Source organism: Trinickia sp. Z7, from assembly GCF_056498045.1.
In genome coordinates, this window is the sequence record NZ_JAUEQW010000012.1 from 1 (window position 1) to 14,143 (window position 14,143).

At 61.5% G+C, this 14,143-nt stretch carries 12 protein-coding genes and 1 pseudogene; 6 read left to right on the plus strand and 7 right to left on the minus strand.

From position 1 onward, the window contains the following. Positions 1-234: 234 nt before the first annotated feature. From QQS38_RS19160 to QQS38_RS19175, 4 genes are all read right to left on the minus strand, one after another. The gene (locus QQS38_RS19160; RefSeq protein ID WP_479646937.1) at positions 235-657 is read right to left on the minus strand and encodes a PIN domain-containing protein; all 423 of its coding nucleotides are present in this window, start codon (positions 655-657) and stop codon (positions 235-237) included. Beyond that, on the minus strand, positions 645-899 hold the full coding sequence (locus QQS38_RS19165) for a type II toxin-antitoxin system Phd/YefM family antitoxin (RefSeq protein WP_479646938.1): 255 nt from the start codon (positions 897-899) through the stop codon (positions 645-647). The genes QQS38_RS19160 and QQS38_RS19165 overlap by 13 nt, the downstream gene beginning before the upstream one ends. A gap of 700 nt (positions 900-1,599) precedes the next feature. Next, positions 1,600-2,784 (minus strand): thiolase family protein, encoded by a 1,185-nt coding sequence (locus QQS38_RS19170; RefSeq protein WP_479646939.1) that lies wholly within the window; start codon positions 2,782-2,784, stop codon positions 1,600-1,602. Positions 2,785-2,815: 31 nt separating this feature from the next. Continuing rightward, the gene (locus QQS38_RS19175) at positions 2,816-3,238 is read right to left on the minus strand and encodes an OsmC family protein (protein WP_479646940.1); all 423 of its coding nucleotides are present in this window, start codon (positions 3,236-3,238) and stop codon (positions 2,816-2,818) included. 404 nt (positions 3,239-3,642) lie between these two features. Here QQS38_RS19175 and QQS38_RS19180 point away from each other — a divergent pair. The 6 genes and pseudogenes from QQS38_RS19180 to QQS38_RS19205 all read left to right on the plus strand — a co-directional run bounded on the left by QQS38_RS19180 (position 3,643) and on the right by QQS38_RS19205 (position 9,515). Continuing rightward, positions 3,643-4,412, plus strand: a pseudogene (locus QQS38_RS19180) (acetoacetate decarboxylase). 18 nt (positions 4,413-4,430) lie between these two features. Then, positions 4,431-5,213 carry a 3-hydroxybutyrate dehydrogenase gene (locus QQS38_RS19185; protein WP_479646941.1) on the plus strand — a complete coding sequence of 261 codons (783 nt, stop codon included), beginning with the start codon at positions 4,431-4,433 and terminating at the stop codon, positions 5,211-5,213. A 10-nt stretch (positions 5,214-5,223) separates the two neighbouring features. Then, positions 5,224-6,495 carry a DUF3734 domain-containing protein gene (locus tag QQS38_RS19190; protein ID WP_479646942.1) on the plus strand — a complete coding sequence of 424 codons (1,272 nt, stop codon included), beginning with the start codon at positions 5,224-5,226 and terminating at the stop codon, positions 6,493-6,495. Positions 6,496-6,629: 134 nt separating this feature from the next. Beyond that, on the plus strand, positions 6,630-7,634 hold the full coding sequence (locus QQS38_RS19195) for a VTT domain-containing protein (protein ID WP_479646943.1): 1,005 nt from the start codon (positions 6,630-6,632) through the stop codon (positions 7,632-7,634). 92 nt (positions 7,635-7,726) lie between these two features. Then, positions 7,727-8,722: a LysR family transcriptional regulator gene (locus QQS38_RS19200; RefSeq protein WP_479646944.1), complete on the plus strand. Its 996-nt coding sequence runs from the start codon at positions 7,727-7,729 to the stop codon at positions 8,720-8,722. A gap of 277 nt (positions 8,723-8,999) precedes the next feature. Further along, on the plus strand, positions 9,000-9,515 hold the full coding sequence (locus QQS38_RS19205; RefSeq protein ID WP_479646945.1) for an Ohr family peroxiredoxin: 516 nt from the start codon (positions 9,000-9,002) through the stop codon (positions 9,513-9,515). A 45-nt stretch (positions 9,516-9,560) separates the two neighbouring features. Here the strand turns inward: QQS38_RS19205 and QQS38_RS19210 are convergent, their stop codons facing one another. From QQS38_RS19210 to QQS38_RS19220, 3 genes are all read right to left on the minus strand, one after another. Next, entirely contained in the window at positions 9,561-11,114 is a 1,554-nt protein-coding gene (locus QQS38_RS19210) for a DHA2 family efflux MFS transporter permease subunit (RefSeq protein ID WP_479646946.1), read from the minus strand. Between the two features lie 105 nt (positions 11,115-11,219). Beyond that, positions 11,220-12,542 (minus strand): EmrA/EmrK family multidrug efflux transporter periplasmic adaptor subunit, encoded by a 1,323-nt coding sequence (locus tag QQS38_RS19215; RefSeq protein ID WP_479646947.1) that lies wholly within the window; start codon positions 12,540-12,542, stop codon positions 11,220-11,222. 34 nt (positions 12,543-12,576) lie between these two features. Next, positions 12,577-14,094 (minus strand): efflux transporter outer membrane subunit, encoded by a 1,518-nt coding sequence (locus QQS38_RS19220; protein ID WP_479646948.1) that lies wholly within the window; start codon positions 14,092-14,094, stop codon positions 12,577-12,579. Positions 14,095-14,143 lie beyond the last annotated feature (49 nt).

Sequence of the window (14,143 nt, forward strand, 5' to 3'; positions counted from 1 at the left end):
ACGGCCCCGGACCACTCCGCGGTTTCCTCCCTCGAGGCTTATTCGCCGCCTGCCCGCACGCGTCGTCGCGCGCTCATAGTCACGTGAATGAGGGCAGGCATCGAATAACCCTTAACGAAGGCAGCCCCTCGGGAGCGACTCATCATTCGGCAAGCACGAACACCGTTGCTTGGCATATGAGAACTCAAGTTAGTGGGCGTTGCTCTCGACCACCGCATTCAGCAATGCCTGTATTCAATGAGCCGTCTTCGGGGCTTCGATGATTTCGATCACGTCTAGCGCGCGGAAATCATCTGGGTTGCTAGTGAGAAGCGGCAGGTGATGTTCATGAGCCTGAGCGGCGATCCAGAGATCGTTATAACGCGGACGCGGGCTACGGCCCGCCGCCTTCATCATGGTCGCGAGCAGCCCGAATGAACGAGCGGTCTCTCGCGTCACTGCGAGCACCGACATCCGTTCGATAGCACGCAGAAATGCAGTGCGCTGTGCTCGCTCGCGGGCGTCGCTTGGAAGTTGCGCGCCGAATTCCAATTCGCCAAGCGAGATCGCGGAGACATGGACCAATTGGGACCCAGCGACGTTGTAGATTGCTTCAGCGTCGAGAGCGCCTTTACTGAGATCGATCCAGACACATGTATCGACGATTACTTCTGCCACGGATCACGCACCTCGTCGTCGAAATCGGCATTTCGGATATCAGCCATGTACCGATCGGCAACATCGGGCGGCATCTTTGGGATGCGCGCGAAGGCATCGCGAAGTGTGACAGCCCTCTCGGGCGGGCTGATCGTGCCAAGCACGGTGTTATTGCGGGTGATGGTGACCGATTCCCCGCGCGCCAAGGCGTCGAGCACCTGGTTCGTGCGGCGGGCGAGATCGGTGGCGGTTACAGTAGTCACGAGGACCTCCAGTCAGAACAATACGCATTTTACGTAATTTGCGTAATTTGTCCAGTCCTCTGACTTGCTTGCGAGTGCCACCTGGTTTTTACGGTTCTCCGGCAAGTACGGTCGGCTCTCTCGCGTCGGTCAAGTCTCGGCAACCTTTCATCATGTCCAAAATTATCTGCGTACACGCCCCGTGTACCGGCGGAATTTTTGTACGGCTGCGATGCGGCTGCCCGACTAGTCGAACAGCTTGTAAAGGCCACCGCGGTTGCTCAACCCATCGGACCACGGGGGACCCGCTGCATCCTTGCCATGCTCACCCTGCTCGCCCGTTTTGTCACACAGATTCGGATGACCGCGAAGCTTCGCCCATCGAAGGCAGATTCCCCGTCGGTATAGGCTCATCTGCCGCTCCGAGCGTTGCGTTTGCGCGACAAACGAGCGTCGTTTGCAAGCCAACCCGAAATGAGTACATCAATGAGTACACCGACAAAAGGTATTCAGCTTAAATCCCCATTAAATCAATTATCTACAAATAAAATACGAGCCCTCTCGTGGGCACCATATTTAAAAAGGTCAGCTTTAGCTGGCCTTTTTTCATTATTCCGCCCAGGAAGCAAAGTGCCTGCGCACTTTGCGGGAGGACTCGAAAGGCTGCGCTTGCAAGCGCAGCCGGGGTCGCGCTCGCGTGACCGAGTCCGGAGCGAGGAAATCACACCGTCTCCAGCGCGAGCGCGATCCCCTGTCCGCCGCCAATGCAAAGCGTCACGACCCCGCGCCGCCCGCCAACCCGCCGCATCCGATGCAGCAACCGCGTCGTCAGGACTGCACCGCTTGCGCCAATCGGATGGCCATGCGCAATCGCGCCGCCCTCCGGATTGACCACGTCTTCGGAAAAACCGAGCTCGCGCAGGCACGCCAACGCGATAGCCGCGAACGCCTCGTTGATTTCCACGTGGTCTACCTCGGCCGCCGACCACCCGGCGCGGGCAAGCGCTTGCCGCACGGCTGGGATCGGGCCGAGGCCGAAGAAGCCGGGTTCGACGGCAGCCACTGCGTAGCTCACAATGCGCGCCATCGGTGCCAGGCCGTTGCGCTCCGCCCAGCCGCGCTCGGCGACGATCATAGCGGCAGCCCCACTGTTCAGGCCAGGAGCATTGCCCGCCGTGATGGTGCCGTCCTTACGAAATGCAGGCCTGAGCTTTGCCAGCGATTCGGCCGTGGTCTCCGGCCGATTGTGTTCATCCTTCGCGAAGACCGCTGCTCCCTTGCGGCCCTGGACCTCGACCGGCACGATCTCGGCATTGAACGATCCGGCCGCCTGCGCGCGGGCAAAACGCTGCTGCGAACGCAACGCCCAACGGTCCTGATCCTCGCGCGAGATGCCGCATTTGGCGACCAGATCTTCGGTGTGCCAGCCCGAATGCTGGCCACTGAAGGCGTCGTTCAGCCCATCCATCAACATGCTGTCGAAAAAGGTCACGTCGCCCATGCGCGCGCCCCACCGTCCCTGCGGCAGCAGATAAGGCGCGCGATCCATGTTCTCCATGCCCCCCGCGACCGCGCATTCGATCATGCCGGCCCAGATCTCCGTCGCCGCGCTGGCGATCGCCTGCGCACCCGAGCCGCAGACACGATTGACCGTGAGCGCTGGAACCTCGACCGGCAAGCCGCCTTCGATGCCAGCCTGGCGTGCAGGGTTCATCTTGACCCCTGCCTGGATCACATTGCCCATCACGAGCGATTGCACCGTCTGCGCGGGCAATCCAGCGCGCTTCAGGCTTTCGCGGATGACGGCGGCGCCGAGCGCGGGCGCGGGGACGTCCTTGATCGCACCGCCATAAGTGCCGATTGCGGTGCGTACCGGGCTGCACAACACGACCTCGATCTTGCTCATAGCCTTTCTCCCGACAGGAACGGCGCGTGCGTCAACCTGCGCGCCGGATCGTGCCCGACAAAGCAGTACCGGGCGCGACTGTGTTGAAAACAGTTCCGTACTTGGTCACGTTCAGATGTAGCAATGCGAGCCGAGCGTCGCTCTCGTCCGTGTCGACGATGATTTCATAGTCGATGGACTCCAAGCGCGGTGGCGTGTCCTGGCGGACGCCACGAATGTGCACGCTAACGGCGCGCAGGTCGAACTTAAGGATCGGCGCCACACGCTCGATGCCCTTGATCATGCATGCGGCCAGGGCGATAAGCAGCAGTTCCGCCGGATTTGCAGCGTCCTGGCGGCCATTCAGGTCTGTGTCGAGCGTAATCGATGCCTGCTTGCAATGGGCGACGCTCCCATGCGCATCGATGCGTTCGGCACGAACCTCGAAAGTCATCTTCGTTCCGGTGTCGGTCATCACGCCCCTCCTGAATATCTATTTCATGATGCTCGGCTTTGCGGCAATCAGTTTGATGTAGGTCATGGCGCCGATCCAAAATCACAGCTGGCATGCTCGGGCAAGCGAAAACCGCTCCACCCCTCGCGCAGATCCATACCATCTGCCTTTAGGATCCTTCCTCCTGCCATTGATTGTTGTCGCCCATACAACACCGTGAGCGCATTTACAGGGCTACTGCTCCCAGGCAACCACGCCTACGATTTGTCCTGACGGTGGCAACGCACACCGCCTCATACAAGCTAGAAAACACAACACCGTCATCGAGCGCTGCACTGCCTTGCGCGAGCGCGCGTCATCGGTCGCGACAGCAACCGCCGTGGCACTGCGAGTAACGCAGCACCTCATCAACCGAGGAGTGATCCGTGACAGAAGAAGACATCCGCAACAACGCATTCGCGATGCCCGTGCACAATCCGGCGTACCCGCGTCCGCCCTTCCGCTTCATCGATCGGGAGTACTTCATCATCTCGTACGAGACGGACATGCGGGCGCTCAAGGCCGTCGTTCCTGAACCTCTGACGGTCGACAACGCGATCGTCCATTACGAATTCATTCGGATGCCCGATTCGTCGGGGTTCGGCGATTACACGGAAAGCGGCCAGGTGATCTCTGTGCTGGATGAGGACGGCAATCGCGCCAACTTCACGCACGCAATGTATCTGGACGACGAAGGCCCGATCGCGGGCGGGCGCGAAATCTGGGGATTTCCCAAAAAGCTTGCCTCGCCAAAACTCTGTGTCGACGGCAAGGACACTTTGCTCGGCACGCTGGACTACGGAACGCAGCGCATCGCCACCGGAACGATGGGCTACAAGTACCGCCCACTTGACACTGCATCGGAGCGTCGCAAGCTCGCCGACACGCCCAACTATCTGCTCAAGGTCATTCCGCACGTCGACGGGTCGGTACGCATTTGCGAATTGGTCCGCTTCTTCCTGCGCGACATCGAAGTGACCGGCGCATGGGAGGGACCCGCGGCACTCGAGTTGCATCCGCACGCACTGCCGATCTGCCGGTTCGCAAGGTCATCGGCGCGCGTCACGTCATCGCGAATCTCACGCTCGATGTCGGCGAGGTCGCCTATGACTATCTCGCGCCTGCCGAGCCGGTACGGCTCGCGGCCAATCAATAGGCACTCACCGGAGGACATATGGCACTGATGGATAAGGTCGCGCTCGTTACAGGAGCGGCAAGCGGTATCGGCGAAGCGTGCGCGCGTAAGCTCGCCCAAGACGGCGCAACGGTCGTGATTGCCGATCTGAACCTAGCAAACGCTCAAAAGGTCGCCGACGACATCGTTGCCAACGGCGCAAAGGCGATCGCCGTTGCAATGGACGTCACCAGCGAAGAAGCGGTCAATGCCGGCGTAGCCGAAACGGTGAGCCGGCTGGGCGGCCTCGACGTGCTCGTGTCGAATGCGGGCATACAGATCGTCAACCGAATTGAAGACTATTCGTTTTCCGACTGGAAAAAGATGTTGGCGATCCACCTCGACGGGGCGTTCCTCACGACCAAGGCCGCCCTCAAGCATATGTACGCGTCCAATAAATGCGGCGCGGTGATCTACATGGGCTCGGTTCATTCGCACGAGGCGTCGAAACTGAAGTCGGCCTATGTGACCGCCAAACACGGGCTTCTCGGGCTGGCTCGTGTCGTCGCAAAAGAAGGCGGCCCGCGCGGCGTGCGCGCAAATGTCGTCTGTCCGGGCTTCGTGCGCACGCCGTTGGTCGACAAGCAAATCCCCGAGCAGGCAAAGACACTCGGTATCTCCCCGCAACAGGTGGTGAAGGAGGTAATGCTCAGAGAAACGGTGGACGGCGAGTTCACATCGCTTGCCGACGTCGCCAACACGGTGGCGTTCCTCGCCGGCTTCGAGTCGAACGCGCTCACCGGACAATCGATCGTGGTAAGCCACGGCTGGTTCATGCAGTAAGGAGACGACCATGGATTCGCGCCAGCGCAACAAGCTGCAGCAGCCCCATCGCATCAAGCTTCCCGCATATGACGAAATCGGACTCGTGCTGCAGGGCGGCGGCGCACTGGGTTCCTATCAGGCCGGGGTATACGAGGGTATGGTCGAGGTGGGCGTGGAACCGACGCGAATCTCGGGGGTATCCATCGGCGCGCTCAATACGGCGATCATCGCGGGCAATGCGCCCGCCGATCGAGCGGCGGCGCTGCGCAGATTCTGGAACACCATCAGTCAGCCCGCCGATGTCTTTTCACATGTCGGATCGAGCATTCCGGCCTGGGCCGGGTTCACGGAAATAGGCCGAAAATGGTCGAGTGCATGGGCGGCGACGCGCACGCTGATGGAAGGTCAGCGCGGGTTCTTCTCCCCGCGCATGCATGTGGCTTTTTCAGGGATCGGCAGAAAGCGGGCCGACCAAGTCAGCTATTACGACACGTCGGCATTGCGCGACACCCTTTTGCAGCATGCGAACTTCGACCGCATCAACGACGGGAACATTCGCGTATCGGTCGGGGCAGTCAACGTTCGCACGGGCAATCTCGTCTACTTCGACAATTCAAAAATGCGTCTGGCGCCGGAGCACTTCATCGCATCCGGCGCGTTACCACCGGGCTTCCCTGCCGTCGAGATCGATGGAGAGTTCTACTGGGACGGGGGCCTGGTTTCGAATACGCCACTCACCGAGATCATCAGGGAAAGCCAACATAAGGACACCCTCGTTTTCCAAATCGATCTGTGGAGTTCGCGAGGCAAGCTGCCTGGCGACCTTCTCGACGTCAGCGAGCGTACCAAGGACATTCAATATTCCAGCCGCACGCGAGCAATCACCGCATTCATGTCGCAAAACCAAAAGCACGCGCAGATGATCAAGGCGCTGCTCGAGCACATTCCCGAAAAGGTGCGGCTCTCACACCCGTTGTTGCAGGAGGCGCAGAAAACGGCGAATGGCAGTGCGGTGAACGTGGTGCATCTAATTTACAAGAACAAGTCGTTCGAGGGGCACTACAAAGACTATGAATTCAGCAAAGATACGATGCGCGAGCATTGGGCGAGCGGTCTAGAGGATATTCGCCGTTCGTTCGGGCACCCCGATTGGTTCGATATTCCGAGCCGGGAAATCGGCTTCGTCACGCGGGACGTGCATCGATATCGGCAAGAGGTCGACGAACACGCAGGGCTCGGCAAGGAAGCTTTGCCGCCAACGATACGCGCGCCAGAGGAAACCCACTCCGCTGCGAAATAGCGCATCGAATCCTCACTGGGTCTGTGCCGCCTATGACGGCGGATTCGCAGGAGGAGGCGGCGTCGGCCCGCTCTCCTCGAGGCAGAGACTATCGATCGTTGAGCCGGATATGTGCAAACCACCAGGAGAGCACCATGTTCTCGCATGAATTGATCGCGCGCTACGGCACGTTGGCAGTATTTCTGAACGTGCTCGGTTCTTCGCTTGGTTTTCCTTTGCCCGTCATACCGACATTGATCACGGTTGGGGCAGGCATTGCGCTCGTCACACACGTTGCGTCCTCGGCCCTATTGCATTTCGCGACGATACTGGGCGCCGCCGTGATCGGCGGCGTGCTCGGCGATCTGATCTGGTTTCAGGGCGGCAAGCGGTACGGCGAACGCACGCTCCATACCGTCTGCAAACTGTCGCTGTCTCGCGAAGCCTGCGTCAGAAATACGGAGCGCTTTTTTGGCCGCTGGGGAGTCCGCGTTCTGGTCGTTGCGCGGTTTGTGCCGGGCCTGTCGCTCGTCGCCGTACCCCTGTGCGGTGCGATGGCCGTCAGGCTGCGCGCATTTGTCTTGCACGATTGTGCCGGCGTTGCACTGTGGGCGTCGGCTGGACTCGCAATCGGCGCAATGTTCGCGTCTCAGATCGACGTGGTTTTCGCATTGATCGCCCGCTTCGGCTGGCGTGCGTTGCTCGCGATCGGCATCGCACCGGTGCTTTACGTGTCGTATTCCCATTGCCGGCGACTCATGCTGGCTAAGGCGCTAGAGAAGGCGCGAATCAGCGCCGCCGAATTGCATGCATTGCTCGCGAACCATCCACGCCCCGTCGTGTTCGACATCCGCTCCCCCCAGCGCAGAACGCTGGATCCGTTCGTGATTCCAGGCGCCGAGCTCACCGATGAACGCAAACTGCAGCAAATCGCCGAACGCTATGGCGCGAATCGGGTGCTCGTCATCTACTGTTCGTGTCCAGACGAAATATCTGCGGCATGGATGGCCAAGCAGTTGCGACTGTCCGGCGTCAAGCTTGCATTGCCGCTTAGCGGCGGCATCGATGCATGGCGCCTAGCAGGCTTCGACGTCGAGCCGATGGTCACGCCGAACGGTGCGACGCTCGCGGCAGAAGAGAAGCCGCTGTTCGCGCATTGATCTCGATCGTCCGCAAAAAAACTGCGGAAGATGTCACAAACGGCGGCGCCGATACGTCCTAGCCTTCCATGGACTCCCCGACTCGCACGCTCATGTCAGATTTTCCCTCACGCTGCCCCGCCGCAGGCACCGACGATCCGTTCGCAAACAGATTTGCGACCAGTTTCGCTGGCGTCGTTTCTTTTCTTGCCGTTGCCAGCGAAGGCAGCTTTGCCCGCGCGGGCGATCGTCTCGGCATCGGCCGCTCCTCGGTCAGCCGCAACGTGCAAAAACTCGAAGCCCAGCTCGACACGCGTCTTTTCTTGCGCACGACTCGCCGCACGTCGCTCACGCGAGAGGGCGAACTCTTCTATGAGAACTGTCAACCGGGCATGGAGCGCATCGCTCAAGCGCTGGACGACATGCGCGAACTGCGCAACGGGCCGCCGCGCGGCCTTCTGCGTATCGGCTCGACGCCCGGCTTCGGCCGCAAGATCGTCGCCCCACTGTTGCGCGGCTTTCACAAGCAATATCCCGAGATCGTCCTGGAATTGCTGCTGGACGACCGCCCCGCCGATTTCACGGCCGATCGCGTCGATGTATCGTTTCGCGACGGACGCATGGAGGACAGCGGGATCGTGGCGCGGCAACTGATCCCCATGCAAATGATCGTCTGCGCATCGCCCGCCTATGCACGGCTTCACGGCTTGCCGCTGCATGTCGATGAACTCGCGAATCACCGCTGCATCAACTTCCGCACGGCGTCTGGCCGCGTCAGGGCGTGGGACTTCAAGGTCGACGGAATCGCACAACGGCGCCAGCCCGTCGCGCTGCACACATTCAACGACGCGGATCTGATCCTGCAGGCGGTGCGCGACGGAATAGGCATCGCGCAGTTGCCGGCATATCTGGTGTGCGATCTGCTTGCCAACGGGCAACTGCTCCACTGTCTCGCGCAGCATGTACCCGATGAAGGCGGCCACTACCTTTGCTATCTCAGCCGCAAGCATCTTCCCGCTCGTATCCGCGTGTTCATCGACTACATGACCGAACACACGAGAGCACTCGACCTGCATTGCTTGTCGGCGACCTTATCGACTATCGCATGATGTCAGCCCGAATCCTGCCGCGTCGACTGATGCCTCCGGTGCAACACGGTGGGGCCTTGCGCGCCCCTTTCGCATGAGCTAGGTCACGCCTAAGATGCTTCATATGCGGGCGGCAGGCCTGCGCCCAGTCCGGCGAAGCACCGACGAGCACCTCCGCAATACCATGCAAGCCGCGCTCGCAAGCCGGGCCATTGCACGTGCACGCACCGTCGATTTCGAAGCTGGCACAAAGAGACGAACACCGCGAAACAAGCGGCAATCACCTATGAGGCGCGCCATGACTAAATTGCGTCCCCCGCCACTGACATTGCTCGACAAGTATTACGGGCACGAAACGCAAACGCTGTATTCGACTACCGTCACGGTAACCGGGGGTGACGCGAGTCACGGGCGCGCGTCGGGCATTGCCCGCTCCGATGACGGCCAACTCGCCGTCGACCTGAGAATGCCGAAGGCGCTGGGCGGGCCCGGAGGTGGGACCAATCCGGAGCAGCTATTTGCGGCGGGTTACGCGGCCTGCTTTCATGGCGCGCTGAGCCTACTTGCGGCGCGCTCGGGCATTCCGATTCCCGGCGCAGCCGTGGACGTCAGAGTCGACTTCGACCGCGATCCGATCGATGGTTTGTTCAAGCTGACGGCATACACCCGCGTCCGCTTACCCGGTGTCGAGCGTGCCGCCGCCGAGGAACTCGTGCGTAACACCGAACGCTTTTGCCCGTACACGAAGATGGCGCGGCGCGGAATCGAGAACGTCGTCGCGCTCGCGCCGCAGGATGATGCCGGCAACGCATGATTGCGTGCGCCTGAGGCGTCGAGGAAACTACGGCAGCGACCTCGCTCAGTGCGCGCCCACCGCCCCTGCCCCGCCGCCCTTGCCCGGCTTAGTGAGCCAGACGAGTGGAATGATGACGATGAAGATGATCGACGAAAGCCAGAAAATGTCGTTCAGACCAAGCATCGCAGCCTGCGCATTCAGAGCGTGCTCGAAAAACGCCGTGGCCCGGTTCATGCTGCCACCGAGCATCGAGTGAAGGTCCGAGATAGCGCTTGTATAACTGGGGTTGTTCACGCTCGACTGTTCTGCGAGTTGCGCATGGTGCAGGATCGTGCGTTCGTTCCAGCCCGTGGAGATCATCGACGTGCCGACACCGCCCGCGAATACGCGCGCGAAATTGGATAGGCCGGCGGCGGCGGGAATCTTCTCGGGCGACAGTCCCGATAGGATGATCGCGGTAAGCGGCGTGAAAAAGAGCGCCATCGGGATGCCTTGCAGCAGCGTGGGCAAGACCAAGGTATAGGCGTCGACGCCCGTCGTGTAATGCGAGCGCATGAAGAACACGCCTGCGAAGCCGAGGAAGGCCAGCGTCGCGAGCACGCGCGCATCGGACTTCGGCATGATCTTCGCCATCACTGGCGCGAGCACCACGGCGAAAATCCCAAGCGGCGCCGTCACGAGGCCGGCGTCCACCGAACGATAGCCGAGATAGCCCTGAATCCACTGCGGCAGAATCACGAGGTTCGAGAAGAACACTGCGTACGCGACCGAAATCGCAATCGTGCCACCGCGGAAATTGCGCCCCGCAAACAAGCGAAGCTCGACGATCGGGCTCTTCTCCGTCAACTCCCATATGAGGAAAAACAGAAAGCTGACGCCGGCGACGATGGCGAGCAAGCAGATCACCGGCGAGCTGAACCAGTCGAGATCCTTGCCTTTGTCCAGCATGATCTGCAACGAGGCGACCCACGCGATCAGCGACAGCAGGCCAACCTTGTCGATCGGCAGCTTGCGCGTCGGAGATTCGCGGTCGCGGTAGATCACCCAAGTCACGGCCGCGGCAAAGAGGCCCACGGGAATATTGATGTAGAAGATCCATGACCAGCTATAGCTGTCCGTGATCCACCCGCCCAGCGCAGGACCCGCGATCGGCCCGACGGTCGCCGTCATCGCCCATAGCGATAATGCCGTCGAGCTTCTTTCCTTCGGATACGAGCCAAGCAGAATGGCCTGCGATAGTGGAATCAGCGGACCGGCGACAGCGCCCTGCAGCACGCGCGCGGCAAGCAGCACGATCAGGTTCGGCGCAACGCCGCACAGCCACGACGAAAACACGAACAGCACGATCGCCGCCACGAATAGCTTGATCTGGCCTAGGCGCTGCGTGAGCCAGCCCGTCAATGGAATCGCGACGGCATTGGCGGCCGAGAACAGCGTGATCACCCAAGTGCCCTCGTCGACGGATACGCCAAGGTTGCCCGAGATGGTCGGGATCGCAACGTTGGCAATGGACGAATCGAGCACATTCATGAACGTCGCGAGCGCAACGGCGATTGTCGCGAGGACCAGCTTGCCGCCCGTGAGCGGCGGCAGTGAAAGTTGTGTCGAAGGATTCATCTGGCTTCCGGTCTGAAATCTCCGACACGGCCGGCGTGTTCATCCGGCCTGTCAGACGATTGAATGAACGACGACGCGACGTTGACGTGCGCGCCGGGGTGCTGCTTAGCCTGCGCGCTGTTCAGCGCCACGCTGGGCCCTTTCGCCGCGCTTCGCATAAGGGGCCGGCGATACCACGTCATTGCTGGACTGCTCATGCAACGGGACGATGTTCCGCGCGATGATCTTCTCGATCTCGGCATCTGCCTGCGCACCATATTCGGCGAATACCGCTGTGCGATATGACGTATTGGCGGCTGCGGCGAGTTGCGGGCCCGTGCTGTCGTGCGTATCCACATCGACCGACATCGAGAGGCCGATACGAAGCGGATGCGCTTCGAGTTCTTTCCGATCGAGTTCGATGCGCGCCGGCAGACGCTGCACGATCTTGATCCAGTTGCCTGTCGCGTTTTGCGCCGGCAAGCTCGCGAACGCGCTACCCGTACCCGCCGAGAAACCGACGACATGGCCGTGATACTTGACTTTGTCGCCATACACATCGGCCGTCAGCGTGACGGGCTGACCTATGCGCATATTGCGCAACTGGCTTTCCTTGAAATTCGCGTCCACCCATACGCCACCTAGCGGCACGATCGCCATCAATGGCGTGCCCGGTGAAACGCGCTGGCCGACCTGAACCGAGCGCTTCGCGACATAGCCGGTGACGGGCGCCGGAAGCGTGTCGCGCGCGTATGCAAGATAGGCATCGCGCACTTTCGACGCGGCAGCCTGCACGTTCGGGTGCTGAGCGATCGTCGTGCGGTCGGTCAAGGCGTGGTTCGCCTTTGCCTGTTGACGCGCGGCATCGAGCGCGGCCTGCGCGGCCGTCACGGTATCGCGAGCATGCGCGATGTCTTCGACCGACACGGCGCCCGTGCCAACCACGGCTTGGCGACGGCGCAAATCGTCCTGAGCACGGGTCAGATCGGCCTGCTTTTGCGCAACGTTCGCCGCATAGACCGCGTTGTTCACATACAGACTGCTGACCTGTCGTACGGTCTGCCCCAGCGTCGCTTCGGCGTTGCCGAGTGCGACTTTCGCATCGGCGCTGTCGAGGGCGACAACCGGCTCGCCGGCCTTCACGATCTGCGTATCGTCCGCATTCACGGCGACGACGGTGCCCGCCACCTGCGGCGTCAGTTGCACGAGATTGCCGCTGACATACGAATCGTCGGTCGATTCGTGGTAACGCGCGTAGGTCGTGTAGTACGCGCCATAAGCCGCCGCCGACACGACGACAGCCACACCGAGCAGCGCGAGCAGCACCTTGCGCTTGTGTGTATTGCCTGTATTGGATGGATTCGCAACAGGCGGCTGCGCCGGTGGCGCGTCGCGTTTCGCAGCCGTGGAGCGGGTCTCCTGGCGTTCTGGCGCGTTGATTTCGCTCATTTCAATTCTCCCGGCAGATTTGATGGGTAGCCGCTCAGCGCGCGGCGACGGCGGACGGATTGGGCGCAGACGCAACGGCGCGCCGCGCCGCCGCGGAATCGGCCTTCGACGTGTCGACGAAACCACCGCCCAATGCGCTAGCCAGCCCAATCTGCCGATCGCGGCGGTTCGAGCGCAAGTCCGCTACGGCACGGTCGGCGGCCAGCGCGTTGACGTCCGCGTTCAAGATCGTCAGTTGGTTCGTAAGACCGGCCTTGTACTGCACGAGCGCGAGATCGGCGGCCTTGCGGGCGGCATCCCGTGCAGTCTGCGCATCGACCAGTTGCGCGTCCGTCGAACGCACGTCGGCCAGTTCCGTGGCGACTTCGCTCAACGCGGTCACGAGCGACTGGTTGTAGGTCGCGACGGCGGAGTCGAAGTCGGCGTATCGGCCTTTGAGTTGCGCACGCAGTCGGCCCGCGTCGAAGATGGGCAAGTGGATTGCCGGCCCGACCGAGGCCACGCGGCTCGCCGCCGTCAGAAAGCGGCCGAAGCCGAAAGCGTCGAGACCGATTGCGGCGCTCAAGTTGATGTCGGGATAGAACTCCGCCTTCGCTTCCTTCACGTCGTGCGTCATCGCGTCGACAAGCCAGCGCGCAGCGACGATCTCCGGCCGACGGCTCACCAGATCGGCGGGCAGATTGTCGGGCAAGCGTACTTCGTCACCGGTTCCGAGCACAGGGCGCGCGATCCGCAACCCACGATCGGGGCCCGCGCCGAGCAACGCGGCGATCTGATAGCGCGTCGTGAGGACCTGGCCGTCGAGCGAGCTCAGCGCAACGCGGCTTGTCGCGAGATTGGCCTGCGCGGTCTTGCGTTCGACCTCGGTTTCTAGGCCCATCGCGATGCGAGCCGCCGTGATGCGCTCGATCTGCTCGCGCTTTTCGATTTCCTGTTGCGCGATATCGCGCAACGCGTACAGATGCGCAAGCTGGTTGTAGGTACGGGCAATCGACGTGGTCAATGTCAGCTTGACGACTTCCGCATCCGCCCGGCTTGCCTGCAGCTGCGAAATGGCCGCTCGCAACGCCTCTCGATTTTTGCCCCACAGATCGAGGTCATACGAGGCGCTTAGCAGGCCCTTGTTCTCCGTCTGCCACGAGCCGGCAAACGGCGGCGGCATGAAAGTCGTATTCGAGAACTGTTGACGCGTGAGCGAATAGCTCGCGTCGACGCGAGGCATGGTGCCGGCCTTCGCGGTTTCGCTGTACGCCGCGGCTGCGGCAATGCGCGCACGCGCCTGCGCGAGTGTCGGGCTGTTTTGCAACGCCTCGTCGATCAGCGCCTTGAGTTGCGCGTCGCCGAACTGGTCCGCCCAATTGGCGGCAGGCCAATGGCCTTGTTCGCCTGGAAGGCTTTGGTGCGTCGCGTACTGCTGCGGCTCGGCCGTTCTCGCGTCGCTGTGAATCCCGGCGTAGTTCGCGCACGCAGATAGCGCCGACGCGAACATCACCGGCACAGCCAGTTTCAGTGCGCCGGATGCGCACCGACCGGTGTTTGATTGAATGCTCATTTTCTGGCCTATCGGATCGTTGAATAAATATGTTCTCTTTCGAGAACCG

Bases quoted from the DNA above. Each gene is read 5' to 3' on its own strand.
- QQS38_RS19170 (WP_479646939.1), bottom strand. From the start codon at position 2,784: ATGAGCAAGATCGAGGTCGTGTTGTGCAGCCCGGTACGCACCGCAATC.
- QQS38_RS19175 (WP_479646940.1), bottom strand. From the start codon at position 3,238: ATGACCGACACCGGAACGAAGATGACTTTCGAGGTTCGTGCCGAACGC.
- QQS38_RS19185 (WP_479646941.1), top strand. From the start codon at position 4,431: ATGGCACTGATGGATAAGGTCGCGCTCGTTACAGGAGCGGCAAGCGGT.
- QQS38_RS19190 (WP_479646942.1), top strand. From the start codon at position 5,224: ATGGATTCGCGCCAGCGCAACAAGCTGCAGCAGCCCCATCGCATCAAG.
- QQS38_RS19195 (WP_479646943.1), top strand. From the start codon at position 6,630: ATGTTCTCGCATGAATTGATCGCGCGCTACGGCACGTTGGCAGTATTT.
- QQS38_RS19200 (WP_479646944.1), top strand. From the start codon at position 7,727: ATGTCAGATTTTCCCTCACGCTGCCCCGCCGCAGGCACCGACGATCCG.
- QQS38_RS19205 (WP_479646945.1), top strand. From the start codon at position 9,000: ATGACTAAATTGCGTCCCCCGCCACTGACATTGCTCGACAAGTATTAC.
- QQS38_RS19210 (WP_479646946.1), bottom strand. From the start codon at position 11,114: ATGAATCCTTCGACACAACTTTCACTGCCGCCGCTCACGGGCGGCAAG.
- QQS38_RS19215 (WP_479646947.1), bottom strand. From the start codon at position 12,542: ATGAGCGAAATCAACGCGCCAGAACGCCAGGAGACCCGCTCCACGGCT.
- QQS38_RS19220 (WP_479646948.1), bottom strand. From the start codon at position 14,094: ATGAGCATTCAATCAAACACCGGTCGGTGCGCATCCGGCGCACTGAAA.